Below are 25,343 nucleotides of genomic sequence, written 5' to 3' on the forward strand. Positions count from 1 at the left end.
ACACCTTCGCATCCTGCCCGAAATGGTTTAACGCGCTAAAGCAGCCGTCAGCGCAGGCAGGATCTTCAGTGCATCGCCAACGATGCCAAAATCCGCATACTGGAAGATCGGCGCATTTTTATCTTTGTTGATGGCGAAAATCGTCTGCGCGCCGTTGGCGCCGACCATATGTTGGATCTGCCCGGAGATCCCCACGGCCAGATACAGTTCAGGCTTGAGCATCAGGTTGGAGATGCCGACGTAGCGTTCGTGTTCCATCCACTTCTCGTTTTCCGCCACCGGACGGGAGCACGCCAGCTCGGCACCAATCGTCTGGCACAGCGCCTCCGCCAGCGAGATATTTTCTTTGCTGCCGATCCCGCGTCCCACGCTGACCACCAGACGGGCTTTGTCGAGATCGACGCTGTTGCTCTGACGTGCCTGAGTTGCCGTACGAGTAACGGCTACAGCCGGAGCCTGCCATGACACACTGTGCACCTCGCCGCTGCGGGCGGTATCCGGTTGCTGCGCGTCAAACGTTCCACTGCTGAGCGTTATGACGGCGAACGGTGAAGCGATTGTTTCTGCCCCCATCGCCAGGCCGCCGTAGACCATATGTTTTACCGCCGCTTTTCCGTCCTGCACGGCGACTGCACTGGCGTCGTTGGAGACCGCTGCCGACAAGCGAAAACCCAGTTTTGCCGCTAACAGCTTGCCGCGACGCGTATTTGGCAGCAGCACCGCCCCGCCCTCGCTGTGCTGACGAATAGTTTCGGCCATCACATCAGCGTAGTCTTCGACCATACGGTCTTCTGGTTTACCGCTGAGTAACCAGACATCATCTGCGCCTAAATGGCATGCCGTCGCGCAGTCCGCTTCACTCAGCACAAACGTGTTAACTTTTTCACCTAAAGCCTGCGCACCATTCATCAGTTCCGGCAGACGAGAAGGGGTATCGCTGAATACCCAGATACTGGAAAATTTGTTCATAACATCCCCTGATAATTAAATGATTTTGCGAAGATTCTCGACAAACGCGGCAATCTGTTCTTCACCGTCACCTTCAATTACAACGCGCTGACGCTCGCGCTGCTTCGGTGCAGCAACGTGTTGTTCGGAATATGCCTGCGCGCTGTTCAGGCCAATGTCTGCCGGCGACCAGACCTGAACCGGTTTTTTCGCCGCGCCAAGAATGGCTTTCATGGAAGGGATTTGTGGGGTGTTGATGTCCGTTGAGACCGCGATCACCGCCGGAAGCGGAATGCTCAGAGTTTCGACTTCATCTTCCAGTTCACGCTCTACCGTCAGAGTGCTGTCGGTAAGAGAGAGGATTTTACTCACGCCGTTAATCGCCGGAACGTTCAGCGCTTCGCCCACCAGCAGACCAACCTGCTGAGCATAAAGATCGGAAGAACCGTCACCGCAAATAAGCAGATCGAAACCTGCTTTTTGCGCGGCGGCTGCCAGCGCGCTGGCAGTTTGTTGCGGCAGCGCCTGCTCAAATTGATCGTCAATAACAACAATCAGTTCATCTGGGCCACGGGAAAGCACATCTTTTCGCCCTTTTGCATTGGTCAGCGCTTTGCCGCCGACGCTCATGGCCACAACCAGGGCCTCTCCTGACTGTTGTTTCAACTGACAAGCCGCTTCGATCGCATTCAGATCATACTGGCTTATTTTGCCATCCGCTTTGCTGAAATCGAGTGAGCCATCAGCATTATTAATCGCAATATCCTGTTCATCAGGTACGCATTTGTAGCAAGTAATTATCTTCATTGCATCTCCAGAAATCATGAAGGAAACGTATTTATATCGGCAGTGTTAAATACAGATATCACGCTCTTTAATTCGGAAATAAAACCTTAATCACCAATATTGAAAATGTCACACATTGAAATTCGCAACTTTCAATAGTGTTATGCACCTCACCAATATTGAAAGAATCACGTCAAATATGAAAATTTTCAATATTGTCTGCGGGTTCAACAATATTGAACGCCAGTCACTTAAAAAAGTTAAAAAACCACAGCCAACCAATTGATTATAAACAAAAAATATCAAATTTTTGAGCGAATTACTCAGCATAAAAAAAGTGTGACGAAGATAACAGAACCACCCGATATGAATACTCATTATGGGTTACTCACTGAGGCGCTCCCAGAGGTTAAAAAGTTATCAACAAATCATTAATAATAAATAAACAAACGATCATGCACGGGCACGCTAAATAAGTTTCGTTTTCACACTGGAATTCACTTATGAAAAATGAAAAGAGAAAATCGGGAATTGAACCGAAGGTTTTTTTTCCGCCATTAATAATAGTTGGGATACTTTGTTGGCTAACTGTAAGAGATCTCGATGCCGCTAACGTCGTTATTAATGCGGTATTCAGTTATGTCACCAATGTCTGGGGCTGGGCATTTGAATGGTATATGGTCGTCATGCTCTTCGGCTGGTTCTGGTTGGTCTTTGGCCCGTATGCCAAAAAGAAATTAGGCGACGAAAAACCAGAGTTTAGTACCGCCAGCTGGATTTTTATGATGTTCGCTTCCTGTACATCCGCCGCGGTGCTGTTCTGGGGTTCCATCGAGATCTACTACTACATCTCCACCCCGCCGTTTGCTCTCGCACCTAACTCCACGGGCGCGAAAGAGCTGGGCCTGGCGTACAGCCTGTTCCACTGGGGACCGTTGCCGTGGGCAACCTACAGTTTCCTTTCCGTGGCTTTCGCCTACTTCTTCTTTGTGCGCAAGATGGACGTCATCCGTCCCAGCTCCACGCTGGTACCGTTAGTGGGCGAGAAGCATGCAAAAGGGCTGTTCGGCACCATCGTCGATAACTTCTATCTGGTGGCGCTGATCTTCGCGATGGGTACCAGCCTCGGTCTGGCCACTCCGCTGGTAACCGAGTGCATGCAGTATCTGTTCGGTATTCCGCATACGCTGCAACTCGACGCAATCATCATTACCTGCTGGATCATATTGAACGCCATTTGCGTGGCCTGCGGCCTGCAAAAAGGGGTCAAGATCGCCAGCGACGTGCGTAGCTATCTGAGCTTCCTGATGCTGGGCTGGGTGTTTATCGTCAGCGGCGCCAGCTTCATCATGAACTACTTCACCGACTCCGTCGGCATGCTGTTGATGTATCTGCCGCGCATGCTGTTCTATACCGATGCCATCGGTAAAGGCGGCTTCCCACAGGGCTGGACCGTCTTCTACTGGGCGTGGTGGGTCATTTACGCCATCCAGATGAGTATCTTCCTGGCCCGTATTTCGCGTGGTCGTACCGTCCGTGAACTGTGCTTCGGGATGGTGCTGGGCCTGACCGCGTCGACCTGGATCCTGTGGACAGTCCTTGGCAGCAACACGCTGCTGCTGATGGATAAAAACGTTCTCAATATCCCGCAGCTGATTGAACAACACGGCGTGGCGCGCGCCATTATCGAAACCTGGGCTGCTCTACCGCTCAGCACCGCCACCATGTGGGGATTCTTCATCCTCTGCTTTATTGCCACGGTGACGCTGATTAACGCCTGCTCTTACACCCTGGCGATGTCCACCTGTCGTGAAGTCCGCGATGGTGAAGAACCGCCGCTGTTAGTGCGTATCGGCTGGTCCGTTCTGGTCGGCATCATCGGTATCGTTCTGCTGGCGCTGGGTGGGCTGAAGCCGATTCAGACCGCGATTATCGCCGGAGGATGCCCGCTGTTCTTCGTCAACATCATGGTGACGCTGTCCTTTATTAAAGACGCCAAAGTGCACTGGAAAGACAAGTAATTCTTATTAACCCAATTGATCAAGAGGCTGAAAGATGGATTTCAACTTAAATGACGAGCAGGAACTGTTTGTCGCCGGTATTCGTGAACTGATGGCCAGTGAGAACTGGGAAGCTTATTTTGCCGAGTGCGATCGTGACAGCGTCTACCCTGAGCGTTTTGTAAAAGCACTGGCGGATATGGGCATCGATAGCCTGTTGATCCCGGAAGAACACGGTGGTCTGGAAGCAGGATTTGTTACCGTCGCTGCCGTCTGGATGGAGCTGGGTCGTCTTGGTGCGCCCACTTACGTGTTGTACCAATTGCCGGGCGGTTTTAACACTTTTCTGCGTGAAGGTACCCAAGAGCAGATTGATAAAATCATGGCATTCCAGGGCACCGGTAAGCAGATGTGGAACTCTGCCATCACCGAACCGGGAGCGGGATCGGATGTTGGCAGCCTGAAAACCACTTATACACGTAAAAATGGTAAGGTTTATCTTAATGGCAGTAAGTGCTTTATCACCAGTAGCGCCTATACCCCGTACATCGTGGTTATGGCGAGAGATGGTGCATCGCCGGATAAACCTGTTTACACCGAGTGGTTCGTTGACATGAGCAAAGCGGGTATCAAGGTCAACAAGCTGGAGAAACTCGGTCTGCGCATGGATAGCTGCTGTGAAATCACCTTTGACGACGTTGAACTGGACGAGAAAGACATGTTCGGTCGGGAAGGTAATGGTTTCAACCGCGTGAAAGAAGAGTTCGATCATGAACGTTTCCTCGTCGCGCTGACCAACTACGGTACGGCAATGTGCGCTTTTGAAGACGCCGCGCGCTACGCCAATCAGCGCGTGCAGTTTGGCGAAACGATCGGCCGCTTCCAGCTGATTCAGGAGAAGTTCGCGCATATGGCGATCAAATTGAATTCCATGAAAAACATGCTGCTTGAAGCGGCATGGAAAGCGGATAACGGCACCATCACTTCGGGCGATGCGGCAATGTGCAAATACTTCTGCGCCAACGCCGCGTTTGAAGTGGTCGATACCGCCATGCAGGTGCTGGGCGGTGTAGGTATCGCGGGTAACCATCGCATCACGCGTTTCTGGCGCGATCTGCGCGTTGACCGTGTTTCTGGTGGCTCTGATGAAATGCAGATCCTGACGTTGGGTCGTGCGGTACTCAAGCAATACCGCTAATTCAGCACGATTCGTAGGCCGGATAAGGCGTTTACGCCGCCATCCGGCAACATGCCCGGTGGCGCTGCGCCTACCGGGCCTACAAAAAATGCCAGGAGCAAAATTATGAATCATTTACCAATGCCAACCTTTGGCCCACTTGCCGGGGTACGCGTGGTTTTTTCAGGGATCGAAATTGCCGGCCCGTTCGCCGGACAAATGTTCGCCGAATGGGGTGCTGAGGTTATCTGGATTGAAAACGTCGCATGGGCCGATACCATCCGCGTGCAACCTAACTATCCACAGCTCTCACGCCGCAACCTGCACGCCCTGTCGCTGAATATTTTCAAAGATGAAGGCCGGGAAGCGTTTCTGAAGCTCATGGAAACCACCGATATTTTCATTGAAGCCAGTAAAGGCCCGGCCTTTGCTCGCCGCGGCATTACCGATGACGTGCTGTGGGAACATAACCCAAAACTGGTTATCGCCCACCTTTCCGGCTTCGGCCAGTTTGGTACCGAGGAGTACACCAATCTTCCGGCATATAACACCATCGCACAGGCGTTCAGCGGCTATCTGATCCAAAACGGTGATGTTGATCAGCCGATGCCGGCCTTCCCGTACACCGCCGATTATTTCTCCGGGATGACCGCGACGACAGCAGCGCTGGCAGCCCTGCACAAAGTACGCGAAACGGGTAAGGGTGAAAGCATTGATATCGCCATGTACGAAGTGATGCTGCGTATGGGTCAGTACTTCATGATGGACTACTTCAACGGTGGCGAAATTTGTCCACGTATGACCAAAGGCAAAGACCCGTATTACGCTGGCTGCGGTCTCTATAAATGCGCCGATGGCTATATCGTCATGGAGCTGGTCGGCATCACGCAAATCAACGAGTGCTTCAATGATATTGGCCTCGCCCACATTCTTGGCACACCGGAAGTCCCGGAAGGCACCCAGCTTATCCATCGCGTGGAATGCCCTTACGGCCCGCTCGTGGAAGAGAAACTGGACGCCTGGCTGGCAACGCACACCATCGCCGAAGTCCAGGCGCGCTTTGCTGAGCTGAATATCGCCTGCGCGAAGGTACTGACCATTCCTGAACTGGAAGGCAATCCGCAGTACGTTGCCCGTGAATCCATTACTCAGTGGCAAACGATGGACGGCCGCACATGCAAAGGGCCGAACATCATGCCGAAATTTAAAAACAACCCAGGGAAAATCTGGCGTGGCATGCCGTCACACGGCATGGATACCGCCGCCATTCTGAAAAACATTGGTTATAGCGAAGCAGACATAAATGAGCTGGTCGGCAAAGGCCTGGCCAGAGTTGAGGAATAAACGCGACGCGCTGACCCGCTGGTTGGTTAGCGCTCACGCCTGATTTCAGTGGATAAAGCATTATGGATATCGTTGGCGGACAAAACTTACGTCAGATGTGGGACGACCTGGCCGGGGTGTACGGAGATAAAACGGCGTTAATTTTCGAATCCTGCGAAGGAATCGTTCGGCAGTATAGCTATGCCTCGCTCAATGAAGAGATAAACCGCACGGCGAACCTTTTCCATTCCTTAGGGATCCGCAAGGGCGACAAGGTCGCACTGCATCTGGATAACTGTCCGGAATTTATTTTTTGCTGGTTTGGACTGGCAAAAATTGGTGCCATTATGGTGCCGATTAATGCCCGCTTGCTGGGCGAAGAGAGCGCCTGGATCCTGCAAAACAGCCAGGTGAGCCTGCTGGTCACCAGTGCCGAGTTTTATCCTATGTACCGCCAGATACGGCTGGAAAATACCACTCCGCTAAATCATATCTGTCTGATTGGCGAGCAGCTTCCGGTTGACGACGGCGTGAGCCACTTTACCCAACTGCAAGCCCGCCAGTCGACTAATCTGTGCTATACGCCTGCGTTATCCACTGACGATACGGCGGAAATTCTGTTTACCTCAGGCACCACCTCGCGGCCTAAAGGGGTGGTGATTACCCACTACAACCTGCGCTTTGCGGGCTACTACACCTCCTGGCAAATCGCTCTGCGCGATGATGACGTCTATATGACGGTGATGCCCGCTTTTCATATCGACTGTCAGTGTACGGCTGCCATGGCCGCCTTCTCCGCAGGCAGCACCTTTGTGCTGGTGGAGAAGTACAGCGCCAGGGCGTTCTGGGATCAGGTGCGTAGATATCAGGCGACGGTCACCGAATGCATCCCGATGATGATCAGAACGCTGATGGTCCAACCCGCAGCCCCAACGGACAGACAGCATCACCTGCGCGAAGTGATGTTCTATCTCAATTTATCCGAACAGGAAAAAGATGCCTTTATCGAACGCTTTGGCGTCAGACTGCTGACCTCCTACGGTATGACCGAAACCATCGTAGGCATTATTGGCGATCGCCCCGGGGACAAACGGCGCTGGCCCTCTATTGGTCGCGTGGGTTTTAGCTATGAAGCCGAAATCCGTGACGATCACAACCGTCCCCTGCCCGCCGGAGAAATTGGCGAAATCTGCATTAAAGGCGTGCCGGGAAAAACAATCTTCAAAGAGTACTACGCGCAACCCGACGCTACTGCCAAAGCGCTGGAACCTGAAGGGTGGTTACATACCGGTGATTCGGGTTACCAGGATGCGGACGGTTTTTTTTATTTCGTCGACAGACGCTGCAACATGATTAAACGCGGTGGGGAAAATGTCTCCTGCGTCGAGCTGGAAAATATTATTTCTGCGCATCCGAAAATTCAGGACATTGTGGTTGTCGGTATTAAGGACTCGATCCGTGATGAAGCCATTAAAGCTTTTATCGTCCTTAATGAGGGCGAAACATTAAGCGAAGCTGAGTTCTTCAGCTTCTGCGAAAACAATATGGCGAAATTCAAGGTTCCTTCTTTTATGGAGATAAGAACCGACCTGCCGCGCAATTGTTCAGGAAAAATAATCAAAAAAAATCTGAAATAACCCCTCCGGTCGGAATTCCTCCGGCCGGGAAACCTAATTATCTGGAGATGAACTATGAGTGAATCATTACATCTGACCCGTAACGGCCCGATCCTGGAAATTACCCTTGACCGGCCTAAAGCCAATGCCATTGACGCTAAAACCAGCTTTGCAATGGGGGAAGCTTTTCTTAATTTTCGTGATGACCCGGAATTACGCGTAGCAATTATCACCGGCGGCGGAGAGAAATTCTTTTCTGCGGGCTGGGACTTAAAAGCGGCGGCCGAAGGTGAAGCGCCAGATGCCGATTTTGGCCCAGGCGGCTTCGCTGGTTTAACCGAAATTTTCGACCTCGATAAGCCGGTCATCGCCGCGGTAAACGGCTACGCGTTTGGCGGCGGTTTTGAGCTGGCGCTGGCGGCGGATTTTATCGTCTGTGCGGAAAATGCCAGCTTCGCGCTGCCGGAAGCAAAACTCGGGATCGTGCCTGACAGCGGCGGCGTACTGCGTCTACCTAAACTGCTGCCACCAGCAATCGTCAACGAAATGGTGATGACCGGCAGACGAATGAGCGCCGAAGAAGCACTGCGCTGGGGCATCGTCAACCGCGTTGTCAGCCAGAGCGAACTGATGGATAGCGCGCGCGAACTGGCGCAGCAGCTGGTAAATAGCGCCCCGCTGGCTATCGCCGCGCTGAAAGAGATTTACCGTGCGACCAGCGAAATGCCGGTGGAAGAAGGCTACCGGTACATCCGCAGCGGTGTGCTGAAGCACTATCCATCGGTGCTGCACTCGGAAGATGCGCTCGAAGGACCACAGGCATTTGCAGAAAAACGCGATCCTGTATGGAAAGGTCGTTAATGTGCCTATGCCGGATAAGGTATTTACGCCGCAATCCGGCAATAAAACCGAGATAAGACAATGAGCTATTACGCCTTTGAGGGCCTGATTCCGGTGGTTCATCCGGATGCCTATGTCCATCCCAGCGCTGTGCTGATTGGCGATGTCATTGTGGGGGCCGGGGTTTATATTGGTCCACACGCCTCATTGCGCGGTGACTATGGTCGCCTGATTCTGGAAGCCGGTTCTAACCTGCAGGATGGCTGCATCATGCACGGCTACTGCGACACCGACACTATCGTGCATGAGAATGGACACATCGGCCATGGCGCAATCCTGCACGGCTGCGTGGTGGGCAGAGATGCGCTGATTGGCATGAACAGCGTGATTATGGACGGTGCGGTGATTGGCGAAGAGAGCATTGTCGCCGCCATGAGCTTTGTCAAAGCCGGATTTCAGGGAGAGGCAAGGCAGATGCTGGTTGGTTCACCGGTTCGCGTACTGCGTGAAGTCACGGACCAGGAGCTGCACTGGAAACGGCTGAACACCAAAGAGTATCAGGACCTTGTAATCCGCTGCCAAACAGGACTACACGAAACCTTGCCATTAACGCAGGTCGAAAAAAACCGACCGCGCCTGAAAGGCACGACGGACGTAAAGCCAAAATCAGCACGGTAATTTATGCCGGAGAAGCGCTCACGCCGATCCGGCAAATCACCATTATCGACGCATGCTCTTGGAGAGCATCATCTGCCATTTCTGCTCACGGTTAAGCTCTGTTGGGGGAACCGCTGGCAGTCGCGGCGTTTTCGCCACACTCACCTTTTTTTCCTGCAAATTGTGATTCAATCGTCTGTAGAGATGAGAATCAATACTGATGACTTTCACCAAACGCTGGCACTGACAGCCGCGGCCTGCAATTTGATTAGGGATCATCTTAACTTCACAAACAATTTCTCCCACTTCCGACAGAATATAAGAGAGCGTATTAATTGCTTTGCAGTGTTCAATATCAAAATGGCGGGAAATTTCCTTTGCTGTGATCCAACGATCTTCAGCCATCATCCAGTCAGCAATTAACAAATAAAGCGGTCTTTCAACATATTTTTCACACATAAGCACACCATTTCACAAATTAAAAATCTGGCTACGGCCTGTCCAAATAAATAAAAACTAAGCCATATTAAAATTGTGGATATAATGGATAGTATGCGACTTGAATGTTGATTAGTGTGAGCAATATCGTGCTTATTACATTGAAAATGTGGTTATGAAAGCACGGTTGGCCAGGAATGACCTTATGAGAGATAAAAAAGGGTTTCTTTACAGAAACCCTTTCCCAATTATATTGCAGGCCCGGTTAGCGCAATTATCACCGGGCCTTTTTTTTATGACTTTTTGATCTGCGCGTGCATTTCCTGAACCGAGGTCACCTTCTCGGTAGCATCGGCATTCAGCGCCATCGCCGTTGCGAAACCGCCGTTCAGGGTGGTGTCATAATGCACTTTGTACTGCAGTGCGCTGCGGCGAATCAGCTTGGAGTCTTCAATCGCCTGACGGCCTTCGGTAGTGTTGATGATGTAAGTGTACTCGCCATTCTTGATACGGTCCTGAATGTGCGGACGGCCTTCATGCACCTTGTTCACCAGACGTGGATTGATACCGGCTTCGCCCAGCACAATCGCGGTGCCGTGCGTCGCATCCAACTCGAAACCAAACTTCAGCAGCTTCGCCGCCAGGTCAACCACGCGCTCTTTATCGCCTTCGCGAACGGAGAGCAGCGCACGCCCCTGTTTTTTCATGGTGGAGCTGCTGCCGAGCTGTGCCTTGGCGAACGCTTCCGCGAAGGTACGGCCCACGCCCATCACCTCACCAGTAGAGCGCATTTCTGGCCCTAACAGCGGATCAACGCCCGGGAACTTGTTGAACGGCAGCACCACTTCTTTTACCGAGTAGTACGGCGGGATAACTTCTTTGGTGACGCCCTGCTGTGCCAGCGTTTTCCCGACCATCACGCGCGCTGCAACTTTCGCCAACGGTACGCCCGTTGCCTTGGAGACGAACGGAACGGTACGCGCCGCACGCGGGTTCACTTCAATCAGGTAAACTTCGTTATTCTTCACCGCAAACTGGACGTTCATCAGACCGCGAACCTGCAGTTCGAAGGCCAGTTTCTGCACCTGCTGGCGCATCACATCCTGAATTTCCTGGCTCAGGGTATACGCAGGCAGAGAACATGCGGAGTCACCGGAGTGCACGCCCGCCTGTTCGATGTGCTCCATGATACCGCCAATCAGCACCATTTCGCCGTCGCAGATGGCGTCCACGTCCACTTCAACCGCGTCATCAAGGAAACGGTCCAGCAGTACCGGCGCATCGTTAGAAACGCTGACCGCGGTCTGGAAGTAGCGACGCAGGTCGGCTTCGTCGTAGACGATTTCCATCGCGCGGCCGCCGAGAACGTAGGACGGACGCACCACCAGCGGGTAACCAATCTCTTTCGCCTTCTCAACCGCCATTTCAATGGCGGTCACGGTGGCGTTCGCCGGTTGTTTCAGCTTCAGACGGTCAACCGCCTGCTGGAAGCGTTCACGGTCTTCCGCACGGTCGATAGCATCCGGGCTGGTGCCGATAACCGGCACGCCTGCCGCTTCCAGCGCGCGCGCCAGCTTCAGCGGAGTCTGGCCGCCGTACTGCACGATAACGCCTTTCGGCTTCTCGATGCGCACGATTTCCAGCACGTCTTCCAGCGTTACCGGCTCGAAGTACAGACGGTCGGAGGTATCGTAGTCGGTAGAAACGGTTTCTGGGTTACAGTTGACCATGATGGTCTCGTAACCGTCTTCGCGCAGCGCCAGCGAGGCGTGTACGCAGCAGTAGTCGAATTCAATGCCCTGACCGATACGGTTTGGACCACCGCCCAGCACCATAATCTTGTCACGATCCTGAGTTGGATTCGCTTCGCACTCGTCTTCATAAGTGGAGTACATGTAAGCGGTGTCGGTGGCAAATTCTGCCGCGCAGGTATCCACGCGCTTGTAGACCGGGTGCAGGTTATATTGGTCACGCAGCTTGCGGATTTCCGCTTCGCGTACGCCGGCCAGTTTCGCCAGACGCGCATCGGCGAAACCTTTGCGCTTCAGTACGCGCAAGAAGTCAGCGTCGAGGCCGTTGATGCCAAGGTCTGTGACTTTTTCTTCCAGGCGCACCAGTTCTTCAATCTGCACCAGGAACCAGCGGTCGATGTTGGTCAGGTTGAACACGCCATCGACGGACAGGCCAGCACGGAAAGCATCGGCGATGTACCAGATACGCTCGGCACCCGCGTCTTTCAGCTCGCGGCGGATTTTGGTCAGCGCTTCCGGGTCATCCAGACTTACTTTCGGGTCGAAGCCGGTCGCGCCCACTTCCAGACCGCGCAGCGCTTTTTGCAGAGACTCCTGCTGGGTGCGGCCAATCGCCATCACTTCACCGACAGATTTCATCTGGGTGGTCAGACGGTCGTTAGCGCCAACAAATTTCTCGAAGTTGAAGCGTGGAATTTTCGTCACAACGTAGTCGATGGACGGCTCAAACGAAGCCGGAGTCCGCCCGCCGGTGATGTCGTTCATCAGTTCGTCGAGGGTGTAACCTACCGCCAGCTTGGCTGCGACTTTAGCAATCGGGAAGCCGGTTGCTTTGGACGCCAGCGCCGAGGAGCGGGAGACGCGCGGGTTCATCTCGATAACAATCAGTCGGCCGTTTTTCGGGTTTACCGCAAACTGGACGTTAGAACCACCGGTTTCAACGCCGATTTCACGCAGCACCGCCATCGAGGCGTTACGCATGATTTGATATTCTTTGTCAGTCAGCGTCTGGGCTGGCGCAACGGTGATGGAGTCACCGGTATGGATGCCCATCGCGTCGAAGTTTTCGATGGAGCAGACGATGATGCAGTTGTCGTTTTTATCACGCACCACTTCCATCTCGTACTCTTTCCAGCCAATCAGCGATTCATCAATCAGCAGTTCGTTGGTTGGGGAAAGATCCAGACCGCGTTCGCAAATTTCTTCAAACTCTTCGCGGTTGTAGGCGATACCGCCGCCGGTGCCACCCATGGTGAAAGACGGACGGATAATGCACGGGAAGCCGACGTCAGCGGCAACCGCCAGCGCTTCTTCCATGGTGTGAGCGATGCCTGAACGTGCGGTATCAAGACCGATTTTTTTCATCGCGATGTCGAAGCGACGACGGTCTTCCGCTTTATCAATAGCATCCGCCGTCGCGCCAATCATGGTCACGCCGAACTCAGCCAGTACGCCCTGACGTTCCAGCTCCAGCGCACAGTTCAGCGCCGTCTGACCGCCCATGGTTGGCAGCACCGCATCCGGGCGCTCTTTCTCAATGATTTTGCGTACCACTTCCCAGTGAATCGGCTCGATGTAGGTGGCATCGGCCATTTCCGGGTCTGTCATGATGGTCGCCGGGTTGGAGTTCACCAGAATAACGCGGTAACCCTCTTCACGCAGGGCTTTACACGCCTGCGCGCCGGAATAGTCAAACTCACACGCCTGACCGATAACGATCGGACCCGCGCCCAGAATCAGGATACTTTTTATGTCTGTACGTTTTGGCATGGCTCTTTTACTCCTGATTATTTCGCGGACTGACGGTATTGCTCAATTAACTCGATAAAGTGGTCGAACAGCGGCGCAGCGTCGTGTGGACCCGGGCTTGCTTCAGGGTGCCCCTGGAAGCTGAACGCCGGTTTGTCGGTACGATGAATCCCCTGCAGGGTGCCGTCGAACAGCGACTTGTGGGTCACGCGCAGGTTGGCAGGCATGGAGGCCTCATCGACCGCAAAACCGTGGTTCTGAGCGGTGATCATCACGGTGTTGTTATCAATATCTTTTACCGGATGGTTGCCGCCGTGGTGGCCGAACTTCATCTTAATGGTCTTCGCACCGCTTGCCAGCGCCAGCAGTTGATGGCCGAGGCAGATGCCAAATACCGGAATATCGGTTTCGAGGAATTTCTGAATCGCGGCAATCGCGTAGTCGCACGGCGCCGGATCGCCAGGACCGTTGGACAGGAAGATACCGTCCGGATTCATCTTCAGAACATCTTCAGCAGAGGTTTTCGCCGGCACAACCGTCAGGCGGCAGCCGCGATCCGCTAACATACGCAGAATGTTACGTTTAGCGCCGAAATCGTAGGCCACTACGTGGAACGGCAGTTCATCGGCGGATTTAGCTTCCGGCAGGTCACCGGCCAGCGTCCAGCTACCTTGTGTCCAACTATAAGGCTCCGCGGTGGTCACTTCTTTCGCCAGATCCATGCCGTTCAGACCTGGGAAGGCTTTCGCTTTTTCCAGCGCCAGCGCCGCATCCGGGTTATCACCCGCGATAATGCAGCCGTTCTGTGCGCCCTTTTCACGCAGCAAACGCGTCAGCTTACGGGTATCGATATCGGCAATTGCCACAATATTATGGCGTTTGAGGTAAGAAGAGAGGTCTTCGGTATTGCGGAAGTTGCTGGCAATCAGCGGCAGGTCGCGGATGACCAGGCCTTGCGCATGTACTTGAGAAGATTCTGCATCGGCTTCATTAGTGCCGACATTACCGATATGAGGATAAGTAAGAGTGACGATTTGGCGGGAATAGGAAGGATCAGTGAGGATTTCTTGATAACCGGTCATTGAAGTATTGAAAACGACTTCCCCAACCGCCGAACCTGTTGCCCCTATGGCCCGACCGTGAAACTGGGTTCCGTCTTCCAGAACCAATAGCGCTGACTTAATCAAAACACCCTCCAGAGAATATTCACTCACTTTATTTGCATATTAATTCATTAACACCTCATGAATCAATGCAAATTTGCTTACCTATGGATTTCTGGCAAACGGCGGCATTCTAGAGATAGCCCACGTAAAAGTCTACCCAAAAGGGCATTTTTTATTATTATTTTACGCCACTGGGATAAAACACACGATTTAACAGGCAAAAAGATCAGCTAACTTGGGGTGGAAAACGCTTGCGGAAGATAAAGAGTGTAAAAACAGGAAGCGCAATAGAAAAAAGTGGACCATTTGGTCAAAATTTACATTGAAATAACAAAATAACCCTGCAAAACATCAACAAACAGGCCGTTAAATAAAAAATCAAATTAAAAAAGCGAAAAATAAAAGGGCAATAAAATATTGCCCCATGTAATCAAATAGTTATGATTACAATAACCACATCACGAAGGGTAATAAAAGTTATAAACTGCGTAAATCAAGCACATCTTTCATATCAAAAAGACCGTTTGACTTTGATTTCAGCCAAATTGCCGATCGTACTGCGCCATTGGCAAAGGTCATGCGGCTGGAGGCTTTATGCGTGATCTCAATGCGCTCGCCAATATCGGCAAACATCGCGGTATGCTCACCAACGATATCTCCCGCCCGCACCGTGGCAAAACCGATCGTACCGGGTACGCGCTCACCGGTGTAACCTTCACGCGAATAGACGGCACACTCTTTTAAATCTTTATCCAGCGCCCCGGCAATCGCCTCCCCCATCGCCAGCGCAGTGCCTGACGGCGCATCCACTTTATGACGGTGATGGGCTTCAATAATCTCAATATCGGTGTAATCACCCATCACTTTCGCCGCCTTCTCCAGCAGCTTAAGCATGACGTTAACGCCAACGCTAAAGTTCGCGGCGAAAACGATAGCAATGTCCTGCGCAGCATCACGAATAGCCTGTTTGCCCGCGTCATCAAAGCCAGTGGTGCCAATCACCATCCCTTTACCGTGCTGGCGGCAAAACGCCAGATGCGCCAGCGTGCCTTCCGGGCGAGTAAAATCGATGAAAACATCAAAATCATCTTTCACCGCCTCAAGACTACTTTGCACGGTAACGCCCGTTTTACCGGCTCCCGCTAATTCTCCGGCATCGCTTCCCAGCAAAGAAGAACCTTCGCGCTCCAGCGCCGCGCCGAGCTGTACGCCATCCATGCCAAGAGTGGCCTGAATCAACTGACGCCCCATGCGCCCTCCGGCTCCCGCGATGGCAACGCGGATTTGTGCATCATGCATAGCTATTCTCTTTTGTTAATTTTACGTAAATCGTTTTCAGATTAACCAGCACATCGCTGCGCCGCCAGCCGAAAACGTCGATAATTAGAATTTAATGATAAACAGGGAGAGATATCAGTAAAAGGCATGACGATCAGCGAAAACCACATGATTCTCTGACCACCAGCGCAGGTGGCAGAATAATGCGTTTCGGAGGTTCGTCATTTCCCTGAATGCGACTATAAAGTAGCTCCCCAGCCTTGCGACCTATCTCTTTTGCGGCCACCGACACGGTGGTGAGCGCAGGTTGTACCAGCGCCGCTTCGGTGATGTCATCGAACCCCACCAGCGCAAAATCGCGCCCTGGTTCACGCCCCATTTTACGTAATGCCTGCATAACCCCAAGCGCCACAATATCCTGATAACAAACGGCGGCGGTAATTTCCGGGAACCGCATAAGAAGCGACTCTGCCACTTTTGCGCCGTCAATTTGGCTGGCCTGTGTCGCCACTATCCATTGCGGATTCGGCGATATTCCCTGCTCCAGCAACGTGCTGGTGAATCCACCGATACGCTGTGCCCGGCTCCCGGAACTTGGGCTACCACCGATAAACGCAATATTCTTATGCCCCATTTTGACTAAATGGGTGGTGGCCATTTGCGTACCGAGAAAGTTATCGGTTCCCACAAAATCAAAATCAGGATCGCTAAGAGGGCGAACCACCATGATGGCGGGAATATTGCGCCTTTTCAGCGCCTCGAAGAAGGAGGTCGGTGTTTCGCGCGCCGCGCAGAGCACCATGCCGCAGGCATTATTGCGCATCAACGAGTCGACAAATTTTTGCTGCCGCTCCCCTGACTCTTCACTGTTTGCCAGAAACAGAAGCAGGTCATGCCGCTCCATCTCATGGCTTAGCCCTGCAGTCATCTCACCGTAAAAAGGGTTAGTGATATCGTGTAACAACAATCCGACCTGATTACTGCTCCGGTTACGCAGGTTAGCGGCGGTTTGATTATAAACATAGCCGGCATCGTCCAGCGCTTTGAGCACCCTGTCACGTGTGGCCTGAGAAATGCGCCCCCGGTTACGCAACACCATTGAAACGGTTGCCGTGGAGACTCCCGCGCGTTCAGCAACCTGCGCCAGCGTGACTGTAGTCATGACCTCTCCTGTTTATTTCGAAGGTTAATCGAATAACCGAAATATTGCCTTTTTACGTGTGATTCACATCACGCTAACGTGCATTTCACCGCACTGGATTCTGATTATGGCGGGTTAATCGCGTTAACCACACTATGAAAATAAGGTTAATCGATTAATCTTAAATAAGCCAACACGGAGACAGAATATGCGTACAACCTATAATAAATTCCCTGAGGTTAACGTTCAGGGCTATGACAACCACGCCTGGCAGGGTTGGTCGTCAATTCATTCAGTGCTTAACACCAGGGTTTCTACCGCCGCCAAAACCGTATTGATCGTGGATTGCTATCCGGGCGTGCGGCTTGACGAGCTGGAGCAACAGCTTGTTACGACATTAGATACCGCACTGGTGCTAAATATTGAATCCGCCCGCCGCGATGAGCAGGCCCTGCATGATTTACTGGCGCGTAACCTTACCGACGATCGCGTATTCGGCGTTCTCTCCTGTCATCACCTGGATGAATTTTTTGATAGCGACAAACTCAGCCAACTCCGCCAACAGATTGATGCCGTTACCACAGGGCTGGTTGTCGTGTACGGCTCGGGCGCTGCGCTGGCACACCCTGGTGACGTACTGGTTTATGCCGATCTTCCGCGCTGGGAAATTCAACAGCGTATGCGTCATAACGGGCTGGGTAACTGGGGTGCAGAAAACCAGGATGAAGATATTCTTCGTCGTTACAAACGTGCTTTTTTCATTGAATGGCGGGTATTCGACAAACATAAAACGCCGTTACTCAAACGCGCCGATTATTTGCTCGATACCACGGTAGAAAATAGTCCCGCGATGGTCAGCGGCGACGCGTTACGCGCCGGTCTGCAACAAACCACCGAACAACCGTTTCGCGTTGCCCCTTTCTTTGACCCAGGCGTCTGGGGCGGGCAATGGATGAAACAACGCTTCGATCTCGATCCCTCAGCCCCCAATTACGCGTGGTGTTTTGATTGCGTGCCCGAGGAAAACAGCCTGTTACTGCGTTTTGGCAACGTGCGGATCGAGATCCCCTCTCAGGATCTGGTGCTGACCTGTCCCCGCCCCCTGCTGGGTGAAAAAGTTCACGCACGCTTTGGCGCGGAATTCCCGATCCGTTTTGACTTCCTCGACACTATTGGCGGCCAGAATTTGAGCTTTCAGGTTCATCCGCTCACTGAGTACATTCAACAGCAGTTTGGTATGCACTATACCCAGGATGAGAGCTATTACATTCTCGAAGCCGAGCCGGACGCCGTGGTATATCTCGGGACCAAAACCGGGATCGCACCGCAGGATATGCTCGACGACCTCCGGGCCGCGGGTCGTGGCGAAAAAACCTTTGATGATGAACGATTCGTTAACCAGATCCCTGCACATAAACACGATCACTTCCTGATCCCCGCCGGAACCGTACACTGCTCGGGTGCAGGAACCATGGTGCTGGAGATCAGTGCAACGCCCTATATCTTCACCTTCAAGCTGTGGGATTGGGGCCGCTTAGGGTTAGACGGCTTACCGCGTCCGGTGCATCTGGATCACGGTCAGCAGGTTATTGACTGGCAGCGCGACACGCAATGGGTGCACGACAACCTCGTCAACCGTATTGAACCCCTGGCTGAAGGAGAGGGTTGGCGGGAAGAAAGAACCGGAATGCACGAACGCGAATTTATCGAAACGCGTCGCCATTGGTTTACGGCACCGGTCACTCACCATACCCATGGCGGCGTCAACGTCCTGAACCTGGTCGAAGGTGCGCAGGCCGTTGTTGAAAGCCCGAGCGGTGCGTTTCCCCCGTTTGTCGTCAACTATGCAGAGACCTTTATCATCCCTGCCGCCGTCGGAGAATATCGTATTTCGCCGTTTGGCAAAGGCGTCGGTCAACAGCTCGCCACGATTAAAGCCTGGGTTAGAGGATAAGCGCATGATTAACGTAATTGTTGCCACCCATGGTCCCCTGGCGGACGCGCTTCTCGCCAGCGGTCGTATGGTTTATGGAGAATTACCGCATGTTTACCCCGTCACGCTGAGTGAACAGGCAGGTATCGAAGGGTTTAAAGCGACGTTCTCACAGGTTCTCACCAGTGCCGGAAAAGACGCTGACGGCGTACTGGTGCTGTGTGACATGCAAAGCGGTACGCCGTGGAATGTCGCCTGCCATCATGCTTTTTCTTCACAAACGGTTCCTCCCGTTGCCGTCGTAGCGGGGGTCAATTTCCCGATGCTGTTACAAAGCGAGGAGATTTGCCATTTAACGGATGTTCACGCCGCAGCCGTCGAGCTGTTGGCGCTGACGATACCCACGCTGATTAAAGCCGCCCCGGTTTTATCCGTTCAGTCCGACGATTTTTAAAGGAAACCACTATGAGTATTTCTTTTGTACGTATCGATGACCGCGTAATCCATGGGCAGCTCGTGACACGTTGGGCCAAAGAGCTGCCTTGTGATGGGATCGTCGCTATAGACGACGCCGTCGCGGCCGACCCTTTGCTCTCTTCGGTGATGAAAGGCGCCGTACAGGACACCAAAGTTTGGTTGTTTGATACGGCCACCGCGATTGAAAAATTGCCAAAAGTCATTGCCAGCGAGAAACGTTATTTCGTCATTGGCAAATCACCCGTCACGCTCAAACGCATTGAAGAAGCAGGTATCAGCCTGAAAAATGCCAACGGCAAGATTAATGTAGGTCCGATGAGCGCGCGTGCTGATACCACCACCATCGGCCCGAATCAGTCGGTCAACGGGGATGAAATTGCCGCCTTTGACTGGCTGACGCAACATGGACACCTGGTTGAGTTTCGCCTGGTTCCTGATGCCAGTTGCTACAGCTGGCAGGACGCACGTCAGAAGCTGAAATAAGGAGCGCACGATGATTATCGAAGCTACGTTGATTGGCATACTTTGCTATCTCGGCGCCCTCAGCAGTCCCTGGCTTCTGGGGCTGACCGGCGGCTGGTATCTGATCACCCGCCCGCTGATTTCCGGAATGCTGGTCGGGATTATTCTCGGCGACATTAAAACCGGGATCATGATTGGCGTCGCGGTTCAGGCGGTATATATCGCGATGGTAACGCCTGGCGGTTCGATGCCGGCCGATCTCAACTTTGTCGCTTACCCCGCAATCGCTTTAGGGATCCTTTCAGGAAAAGGCCCCGAGGTCGCGGTCGCGCTGGCTGCGACCATCGGTATCGCTGGAACCATTTTGTTTAACGCGATGATGGTACTGAACTCTTTCTGGAATCACCGGGCAGATGTGGCGCTGGAACGGGGCGACGAACGCGGTATTTACCTGAACAGCGCCATCTGGCCACAGGTGACAAACTTTGTCCTGCGTTTTGTGCCAACTTTTATTGCGGTTTACTTCGGCGCGCAATACATCAGCGGTTTTATGGACAGCTTGCCGAAAATAGTTCTGTCAACGATGAACGTACTGGGCGGCATTTTACCCGCCGTCGGGATCGCGATTTTGCTGAAGCAGATCATCAAAAACTACACCATGCTGATCTACTTCCTCGTCGGTTTTGTCTGCATCGTATTTTTAAAACTCAACATGGTCGCGCTGGTGATCGTCGGTTCGCTGTTGGCGTTGATCCATTACAACTACAAACCGGAACCGCCGCAGGCCGCGAATGCAAAGTCGGTAGCCGATGATGATGAGGATGAATTCTGATGGAAGAACGTACACTTACGCGTAAAGATCTTCGCCGCTGCTGGCGCGCATGGATGATGCACAACTTGTCATCGATGAGTTTTGAACGTCTGGAATCTTTTGGCTTTTGTCTGAGTATGCTTCCGGTGGCGAAAAAGCTCTATCCCGACGCAGCCCAACGTACTGAAATGCTGCGCCGTCATGCCTCATTCTATAATACGGAACCCCAGATAGGCGCGATCGTAAACGGCATGGTGCTGGGGCTGGAGGAGAAAAAAGCGAACGGTGAGCCGATCGATGGGGAGACCATCAATACCCTGAAGGTTGGCCTGATGGGCCCTATTGCCGGGATCGGCGATTCAATGATCCCTGGCATGCTGATCCCTATCCTGCTCAGCATCGGCATGGCCCTGGCGGCCGGCGGTAACATTCTCGGGCCGCTGTTTTATACCGTTGCCTGGCTGGCCATCATCATTCCCGGTTCGTGGTTCTTGTTCCTGAAAGGCTACAAAATGGGTTCTGGCTCGGTGGAAATGCTGGTGAGCAGCAAGTCTGCCCGTCTGCGTGAAGCGTTATCGCTGCTGGGTGTGTTTGTCATGGGGGGCGTGGCGGCCAGCTACGTTAAGCTTGGCACCGGGCTGGAGTTTATTACCAAAGATGGGGTGAATATCCATGTTCAACAGATGCTGGACGGTATCTTCCCGCAGTTACTGCCGCTGATTGTGGTGCTTGGTACCTGGTATCTGATGGCCAAGCGCGGTGTATCACCAGTGAAAGCGATGATTTTACTGTTGATACTGGCCGCCCTCGGCGTCGCCACGGGCCTGTTTGCGGGATAACACACAGAAAACGGTACAACCGGGGCTATGCCCCGGTTTTTTTATGGATGAAAGTTTTGCCATAGCTCGGGGTGCTTGTCCGGGCGTGAGATAAACTGGAAACGCGCCGGGTCCTCGATGAATTGCTGATAAACAGGTGCGGAGGTAATCGAGAATTCCGTATATTGTCTGGGCGTAACGGCCTGCAGTCGTCCAGGGATGTAACGCGGATTATGCTGCCAGATAACGTTGTTGCCCTGCAGCAGCGGATACCATGCCAGTCCTTTATGCGCACGCACGGCGTCGTACTCAAAACCATATTCACGATCGCACCACGCGCCAAAGGTTAACGGTACATCCGGGTCTGCGGATATAGTCGCATGCCCCCAACCGGGTGGTACCAACACTTTCTCACCGGGTCCGGCAATTACAGCAAAACAGCGGCCTGGGTCGTCCTCAACATATTCCTGCATATAAATGATCGCTTTTCCCTGCCAGATTTCATAAAGCTCCGGCGGAGACCAGCCGCTGTGCAGACTAATACGATGAATATGTCCCTGACTACGCACCGGCTCTTCTCCCAGCCGTCCCGCCGCATAGGTGACCACGCCAAACAACAGCATCCGCTTTTTCAACTCTTCTCGATCCTGCATTCGCGCCACATCCATCGCTATGGCATACACCTCTTGCGGCCCTTCACAGTGCGGATCGCGCAGCGAGGCGCGAATCTGGTCGAGTTGACGAATCTCCGGCATCGGCCCGGTAACCTCATCCCCATAGCTAAAACCAAGCGGGTGATGATGGACCGTCATATCCAGGCCGTAAGAATGCGCTAAGTCACCCATTCTGTACCTCCTTCGCCTGAACCGTCTTATTTTCCTCAAAGACCCTTATTCTGAAGCCGCTGGCGAGCGCTGCATAATCATGACCCGCAATCCCTGGCCATACGGCGAGCGCCGACAGAACCTCTTCCCCGGTGTTGATTAACCGATGCGCGGTAAAGCCGGGGATAATGTGGACAGATCCCGCGAATACTTTTTCCAGCCTCGCGTCGCCCTGCTCAGTTTGCAACAGCAGCAAACCGGTGCCACGCAGACCAAAATAGACTTCCCCCTGTTCGCGGCGCGCATGGAAATGCCCGCGGGTCATAAAATACTCACAGCCGACCCGGCCAGGGTAAAGATGGGTAACGCCGGTGTAGAGTTCACCTTCAGCGGGAGACGTATCCAGCATCTCAACGTCATACACGACCTGCTCGCCAGTCAGCTGTTGACGGGCGTGTTCATCGGCAAAAACGTCTGGAAGATCCTCAATACGGGTGGATTTACGCAATAACAGGCCATCAGCTAAAGCGCCGCTTGCCCACGCCACCTGCGGTGGCTGGATAAAAGAAAGGTTCATATGTGTCTCCGGCCCGAGGAGAACAACAGGATCAGATTAGCAGATTAATCGATTAACCTGCTATCGCTATCTGCATATTGCGGGCCGGATCACAGCCTCAAGGTGCCAGCGTCAGTACCTCTGCCACCCACTGCTGGAACCCCTCAACGTCCAGCCCCAGCGCGACCTGGGCATTTGCCGGATGCCCTAAACGACCTTCAATGTCCACCACCGTCGTACCCGAGGTATATTCCCCCTGGGTTTCAACCGCCACGAAGCACGGCTGCAGGGTAAACAGTTCCGGGCGCACCAGCCAGGCAATAGCGCACAGGTCGTGCATTCGTAGCCCCGTATTCATACTGCCGCTACGGTAATGGCTAAACAGCGCGTGCAGCATTTTTCCCGTCTGGTTAAGCTGCGGCAACGTCGCCAGGTAGTCAGGGGTGAGCATGGCCTGATTAGTGACATCCAGCCCGCACATCACAATCTCCAGCCCGCTCTGGAAGACTTTTGCGGCGGCCTCGGGATCAATAGCAATATTAAACTCGGCGTTTGGCGTGAAGTTCCCGCGCCCGGCAGAACCGCCCATAATCACCAGACGGTGAATGTTGAATATGCATTCAGGATAATGAGTCAGCAGCAGCGCAATGTTGGTCAGGGGGCCAATTGCCACCAGCGTCACAGGCTGCGGGGCATGCATCAACGCATCGCGAATAGCCTGGAAGGCGGGTTTTGCCATCACCTGGCGGTCGTGTTCGACAAATTCATACCCTTCCATACCTGATTCACCGTGTACGGAAGCGGCATCTCGCAGCGGTCTCACCAGCGGCATCGATGCCCCCTGCGCCAGTGGAATATCCGCATTCCAGAAGTGCAGCAGTTGCAATGCATTACGGGTGGTTTTTTCCACCGACACATTACCTGCTACCGTGGTCATCAGTTGCAGATCCAGCTCAGGGGCAAACAGCGCGGCGGCAATAGCGGCAGCATCATCAATGCCAGGATCGGTATCAAGAATGATCGGTAAGCGCATGGTTTCTCCATAAAAAAATGCCAGACGTTAAGTCTGGCATCTTCTCATAATCGTAACCGGAAAGACTTACTCTACTTCACGAACATCCACACGCAGCTCTTTCGGTACTTCGAAAACGATGTTTTCTTCACGCCCTGCCAGCGGAATAGCTTCCCCACCGCCAAGCTCCTGCAGGCGAGCAATCACGTTTTGCACCAGGATATCAGGCGCCGAGGCACCGGCCGTCACGCCCACGCACCTGGCTTCTTTCACCCACGCTTCCTGGATATCGGTCGCATCGTCAATCAGATACGCCGCTTTCCCCATTCGTTGGGCCAGTTCAGCCAGACGGTTGGAGTTAGAAGAGTTTTTCGAGCCGACCACCAGCACAACATCGGCCTGCTCTGCCAGCGCACGGACCGCTTCCTGGCGGTTGGTCGTGGCATAACAGATATCGTCTTTGCGCGGCCCGACAATTTTCGGGAAACGGCTTCGCAACGCGTCAATGACGTCAGAGGTGTCATCAACGGAGAGAGTAGTCTGCGTCATGAAGGACAATTTGCCTTCATTTTTTACATTCAGTTTCAGCACATCTTCAGGTGATTCAACCAGATACATTCCCCCCTGCGGGTTACTGTACTGGCCCATCGTGCCTTCAACTTCCGGATGCCCGGCGTGACCAATTAAAATTGACTCTTCACCGCGACGGCTGGCGCGGGCAACTTCCATATGCACTTTCGTTACCAGCGGGCAGGTCGCATCAAAAACCGTGAGGTCGCGGCCTTTGGCTTCGTTACGCACCGCCTGAGACACGCCATGAGCGGAGAAAATCAGGATCGCGCCATCCGGTACTTCGCTGATTTGCTCAATAAAAATAGCGCCGCGCTCGCGCAGGCTATCCACCACATAGCGGTTATGCACCACTTCATGACGGACATAAATCGGTGCGCCGTAAATAGCCAGCGCGTTTTCCACAATGCTGATAGCGCGGTCTACGCCAGCGCAAAAACCGCGCGGGTTGGCCAACAGGATCTGCATTTTACGCCTCCAGTGCCGGTTCGACTTCCAGCACTTCAATATCAAAATGAACGGTATGCCCGGCCAGCGGATGGTTGAAATCAACCGTGATCGAGTCACCATTGATTTCGCGGATCACACCAGGCATCTCACTGCCGTCCATTGCGGTAAAGAGCATGATAGCGCCAATTTCTGGCTCGCCCGCGTCCATAAATTCCCGACGCGAGAAATACTGAATCAAGTCCGGGCTGGACACGCCGAAGGCGGCATCCGGCTCCAGAGCAAAAGTGGTTTTATCACCTTCTTTTAACCCCAGCAGGTGTTGTTCCAGTCCTTCAGACAGAGAACCGTCGCCCAGGCGAAACAGCGCAGGCTTGCCGTTATTGCGGGTTGACTCTGCGGTGGAGCCATCGTCGAGCTTAAGGGTGAAGTGCACCAGCACCGCACTGTTACTCTGTACTGATTTAGACATGCAGGTTGCTCTTTAAAATTGCTGCCGCCTGTTTGCCTGATAGCGCTACGCTTACCGGGCCCACAAGGATCGCAGTATATTGTAGGCCGGA

23 protein-coding genes are annotated in these 25,343 nt (G+C 53.2%); 11 read left to right on the top strand and 12 right to left on the bottom strand.

Annotated features, from left to right (window positions below):
- Window positions 1-27 precede the first annotated feature (27 nt).
- Both O6D90_RS19695 and O6D90_RS19700 read right to left on the bottom strand, forming a co-directional pair.
- On the bottom strand, window positions 28-969 hold the full coding sequence (locus O6D90_RS19695; RefSeq protein WP_016155671.1) for an electron transfer flavoprotein subunit alpha/FixB family protein: 942 nt from the start codon (window positions 967-969) through the stop codon (window positions 28-30).
- A gap of 15 nt (window positions 970-984) precedes the next feature.
- Window positions 985-1,755, bottom strand: a complete 771-nt coding sequence (locus O6D90_RS19700) for an electron transfer flavoprotein FixA (protein ID WP_016155670.1) — start codon at window positions 1,753-1,755, stop codon at window positions 985-987.
- A gap of 482 nt (window positions 1,756-2,237) precedes the next feature.
- Between O6D90_RS19700 and caiT the strand changes: the two genes are divergently transcribed.
- From caiT to caiE, 6 genes are all read left to right on the top strand, one after another.
- Window positions 2,238-3,755, top strand: coding sequence for an L-carnitine/gamma-butyrobetaine antiporter (caiT, locus tag O6D90_RS19705; RefSeq protein ID WP_016155669.1), 1,518 nt, complete (start codon window positions 2,238-2,240; stop codon window positions 3,753-3,755).
- Between the two features lie 34 nt (window positions 3,756-3,789).
- Window positions 3,790-4,932 carry a crotonobetainyl-CoA dehydrogenase gene (gene caiA / locus O6D90_RS19710; protein ID WP_003018898.1) on the top strand — a complete coding sequence of 381 codons (1,143 nt, stop codon included), beginning with the start codon at window positions 3,790-3,792 and terminating at the stop codon, window positions 4,930-4,932.
- 105 nt (window positions 4,933-5,037) lie between these two features.
- Window positions 5,038-6,255, top strand: a complete 1,218-nt coding sequence (gene caiB / locus O6D90_RS19715) for an L-carnitine CoA-transferase (RefSeq protein WP_016155668.1) — start codon at window positions 5,038-5,040, stop codon at window positions 6,253-6,255.
- 62 nt (window positions 6,256-6,317) lie between these two features.
- Window positions 6,318-7,871 carry a crotonobetaine/carnitine-CoA ligase gene (gene caiC, locus O6D90_RS19720; protein ID WP_016155667.1) on the top strand — a complete coding sequence of 518 codons (1,554 nt, stop codon included), beginning with the start codon at window positions 6,318-6,320 and terminating at the stop codon, window positions 7,869-7,871.
- Window positions 7,872-7,925: 54 nt separating this feature from the next.
- Window positions 7,926-8,711, top strand: coding sequence for a crotonobetainyl-CoA hydratase (gene caiD / locus O6D90_RS19725; protein WP_000004376.1), 786 nt, complete (start codon window positions 7,926-7,928; stop codon window positions 8,709-8,711).
- A gap of 60 nt (window positions 8,712-8,771) precedes the next feature.
- A complete protein-coding gene (gene caiE, locus O6D90_RS19730; RefSeq protein WP_016155666.1) occupies window positions 8,772-9,368 on the top strand; it encodes a carnitine operon protein CaiE in 597 nt (198 codons plus the stop codon).
- A gap of 42 nt (window positions 9,369-9,410) precedes the next feature.
- Here the strand turns inward: caiE and caiF are convergent, their stop codons facing one another.
- The 5 genes from caiF to O6D90_RS19755 form a co-directional block, all read right to left on the bottom strand.
- Window positions 9,411-9,806 carry a carnitine metabolism transcriptional regulator CaiF gene (gene caiF, locus O6D90_RS19735; protein ID WP_016151651.1) on the bottom strand — a complete coding sequence of 132 codons (396 nt, stop codon included), beginning with the start codon at window positions 9,804-9,806 and terminating at the stop codon, window positions 9,411-9,413.
- Between the two features lie 272 nt (window positions 9,807-10,078).
- Window positions 10,079-13,306, bottom strand: coding sequence for a carbamoyl-phosphate synthase large subunit (gene carB / locus O6D90_RS19740; RefSeq protein WP_016151650.1), 3,228 nt, complete (start codon window positions 13,304-13,306; stop codon window positions 10,079-10,081).
- Between the two features lie 17 nt (window positions 13,307-13,323).
- Window positions 13,324-14,472, bottom strand: a complete 1,149-nt coding sequence (carA, locus tag O6D90_RS19745; protein WP_016155665.1) for a glutamine-hydrolyzing carbamoyl-phosphate synthase small subunit — start codon at window positions 14,470-14,472, stop codon at window positions 13,324-13,326.
- Between the two features lie 456 nt (window positions 14,473-14,928).
- Window positions 14,929-15,750 carry a 4-hydroxy-tetrahydrodipicolinate reductase gene (gene dapB / locus O6D90_RS19750; protein WP_016151648.1) on the bottom strand — a complete coding sequence of 274 codons (822 nt, stop codon included), beginning with the start codon at window positions 15,748-15,750 and terminating at the stop codon, window positions 14,929-14,931.
- Window positions 15,751-15,883: 133 nt separating this feature from the next.
- A complete protein-coding gene (locus tag O6D90_RS19755; RefSeq protein ID WP_016151647.1) occupies window positions 15,884-16,891 on the bottom strand; it encodes a LacI family DNA-binding transcriptional regulator in 1,008 nt (335 codons plus the stop codon).
- Between the two features lie 187 nt (window positions 16,892-17,078).
- On the opposite strand from O6D90_RS19755, the gene O6D90_RS19760 reads away from it, so the two are divergent.
- From O6D90_RS19760 to O6D90_RS19780, 5 genes are read left to right on the top strand one after another with little or no spacing between them, the layout of a single operon-like run.
- Window positions 17,079-18,824: a class I mannose-6-phosphate isomerase gene (locus O6D90_RS19760; protein WP_016155664.1), complete on the top strand. Its 1,746-nt coding sequence runs from the start codon at window positions 17,079-17,081 to the stop codon at window positions 18,822-18,824.
- A 4-nt stretch (window positions 18,825-18,828) separates the two neighbouring features.
- Entirely contained in the window at window positions 18,829-19,257 is a 429-nt protein-coding gene (locus O6D90_RS19765; protein WP_016155663.1) for a PTS sugar transporter subunit IIA, read from the top strand.
- An 11-nt stretch (window positions 19,258-19,268) separates the two neighbouring features.
- Complete coding sequence (locus tag O6D90_RS19770) at window positions 19,269-19,763, top strand: PTS system mannose/fructose/N-acetylgalactosamine-transporter subunit IIB (RefSeq protein ID WP_003837349.1); 495 nt, start codon at window positions 19,269-19,271, stop codon at window positions 19,761-19,763.
- A 10-nt stretch (window positions 19,764-19,773) separates the two neighbouring features.
- The gene (locus O6D90_RS19775; protein ID WP_016151644.1) at window positions 19,774-20,574 is read left to right on the top strand and encodes a PTS mannose/fructose/sorbose/N-acetylgalactosamine transporter subunit IIC; all 801 of its coding nucleotides are present in this window, start codon (window positions 19,774-19,776) and stop codon (window positions 20,572-20,574) included.
- On the top strand, window positions 20,574-21,392 hold the full coding sequence (locus tag O6D90_RS19780; RefSeq protein ID WP_016151643.1) for a PTS system mannose/fructose/sorbose family transporter subunit IID: 819 nt from the start codon (window positions 20,574-20,576) through the stop codon (window positions 21,390-21,392). The genes O6D90_RS19775 and O6D90_RS19780 overlap by 1 nt, the downstream gene beginning before the upstream one ends.
- A 41-nt stretch (window positions 21,393-21,433) precedes the next feature.
- On the opposite strand, the gene O6D90_RS19785 is transcribed toward O6D90_RS19780, so the two are convergent.
- From O6D90_RS19785 to fkpB, 5 genes are all read right to left on the bottom strand, one after another.
- Entirely contained in the window at window positions 21,434-22,216 is a 783-nt protein-coding gene (locus O6D90_RS19785; RefSeq protein ID WP_016155661.1) for a glucose-6-phosphate isomerase family protein, read from the bottom strand.
- A complete protein-coding gene (locus O6D90_RS19790) occupies window positions 22,209-22,772 on the bottom strand; it encodes a glucose-6-phosphate isomerase family protein (protein ID WP_016155660.1) in 564 nt (187 codons plus the stop codon). Before O6D90_RS19790 ends, O6D90_RS19785 begins: the two co-directional genes overlap by 8 nt.
- Before the next feature lie 97 nt (window positions 22,773-22,869).
- The gene (gene rihC, locus O6D90_RS19795; RefSeq protein WP_016155659.1) at window positions 22,870-23,784 is read right to left on the bottom strand and encodes a ribonucleoside hydrolase RihC; all 915 of its coding nucleotides are present in this window, start codon (window positions 23,782-23,784) and stop codon (window positions 22,870-22,872) included.
- 66 nt (window positions 23,785-23,850) lie between these two features.
- Window positions 23,851-24,801 carry a 4-hydroxy-3-methylbut-2-enyl diphosphate reductase gene (gene ispH, locus O6D90_RS19800; RefSeq protein ID WP_016155658.1) on the bottom strand — a complete coding sequence of 317 codons (951 nt, stop codon included), beginning with the start codon at window positions 24,799-24,801 and terminating at the stop codon, window positions 23,851-23,853.
- 1 nt (window position 24,802) lies between these two features.
- Entirely contained in the window at window positions 24,803-25,252 is a 450-nt protein-coding gene (gene fkpB / locus O6D90_RS19805; RefSeq protein WP_003018929.1) for an FKBP-type peptidyl-prolyl cis-trans isomerase, read from the bottom strand.
- Window positions 25,253-25,343: the final 91 nt, after the last annotated feature.

Origin of the sequence: Citrobacter sp. 21OH12SH02A-Citro, from assembly GCF_027919895.1 — a bacterium.
GTDB lineage: Bacteria > Pseudomonadota > Gammaproteobacteria > Enterobacterales > Enterobacteriaceae > Citrobacter > Citrobacter braakii.

Excerpts from the sequence above, each read along its gene's own strand:
- rihC (WP_016155659.1), bottom strand. The coding sequence starts at position 23,784 with ATGCGCTTACCGATCATTCTTGATACCGATCCTGGCATTGATGATGCT.
- caiD (WP_000004376.1), top strand. The coding sequence starts at position 7,926 with ATGAGTGAATCATTACATCTGACCCGTAACGGCCCGATCCTGGAAATT.
- ispH (WP_016155658.1), bottom strand. The coding sequence starts at position 24,801 with ATGCAGATCCTGTTGGCCAACCCGCGCGGTTTTTGCGCTGGCGTAGAC.
- caiF (WP_016151651.1), bottom strand. The coding sequence starts at position 9,806 with ATGTGTGAAAAATATGTTGAAAGACCGCTTTATTTGTTAATTGCTGAC.
- O6D90_RS19785 (WP_016155661.1), bottom strand. The coding sequence starts at position 22,216 with ATGGGTGACTTAGCGCATTCTTACGGCCTGGATATGACGGTCCATCAT.
- O6D90_RS19770 (WP_003837349.1), top strand. The coding sequence starts at position 19,269 with ATGAGTATTTCTTTTGTACGTATCGATGACCGCGTAATCCATGGGCAG.
- caiA (WP_003018898.1), top strand. The coding sequence starts at position 3,790 with ATGGATTTCAACTTAAATGACGAGCAGGAACTGTTTGTCGCCGGTATT.
- O6D90_RS19790 (WP_016155660.1), bottom strand. The coding sequence starts at position 22,772 with ATGAACCTTTCTTTTATCCAGCCACCGCAGGTGGCGTGGGCAAGCGGC.
- dapB (WP_016151648.1), bottom strand. The coding sequence starts at position 15,750 with ATGCATGATGCACAAATCCGCGTTGCCATCGCGGGAGCCGGAGGGCGC.
- caiC (WP_016155667.1), top strand. The coding sequence starts at position 6,318 with ATGGATATCGTTGGCGGACAAAACTTACGTCAGATGTGGGACGACCTG.
- O6D90_RS19755 (WP_016151647.1), bottom strand. The coding sequence starts at position 16,891 with ATGACTACAGTCACGCTGGCGCAGGTTGCTGAACGCGCGGGAGTCTCC.
- caiB (WP_016155668.1), top strand. The coding sequence starts at position 5,038 with ATGAATCATTTACCAATGCCAACCTTTGGCCCACTTGCCGGGGTACGC.
- O6D90_RS19700 (WP_016155670.1), bottom strand. The coding sequence starts at position 1,755 with ATGAAGATAATTACTTGCTACAAATGCGTACCTGATGAACAGGATATT.
- caiE (WP_016155666.1), top strand. The coding sequence starts at position 8,772 with ATGAGCTATTACGCCTTTGAGGGCCTGATTCCGGTGGTTCATCCGGAT.
- O6D90_RS19760 (WP_016155664.1), top strand. The coding sequence starts at position 17,079 with ATGCGTACAACCTATAATAAATTCCCTGAGGTTAACGTTCAGGGCTAT.
- O6D90_RS19780 (WP_016151643.1), top strand. The coding sequence starts at position 20,574 with ATGGAAGAACGTACACTTACGCGTAAAGATCTTCGCCGCTGCTGGCGC.
- carB (WP_016151650.1), bottom strand. The coding sequence starts at position 13,306 with ATGCCAAAACGTACAGACATAAAAAGTATCCTGATTCTGGGCGCGGGT.
- O6D90_RS19695 (WP_016155671.1), bottom strand. The coding sequence starts at position 969 with ATGAACAAATTTTCCAGTATCTGGGTATTCAGCGATACCCCTTCTCGT.
- caiT (WP_016155669.1), top strand. The coding sequence starts at position 2,238 with ATGAAAAATGAAAAGAGAAAATCGGGAATTGAACCGAAGGTTTTTTTT.
- O6D90_RS19775 (WP_016151644.1), top strand. The coding sequence starts at position 19,774 with ATGATTATCGAAGCTACGTTGATTGGCATACTTTGCTATCTCGGCGCC.
- fkpB (WP_003018929.1), bottom strand. The coding sequence starts at position 25,252 with ATGTCTAAATCAGTACAGAGTAACAGTGCGGTGCTGGTGCACTTCACC.
- O6D90_RS19765 (WP_016155663.1), top strand. The coding sequence starts at position 18,829 with ATGATTAACGTAATTGTTGCCACCCATGGTCCCCTGGCGGACGCGCTT.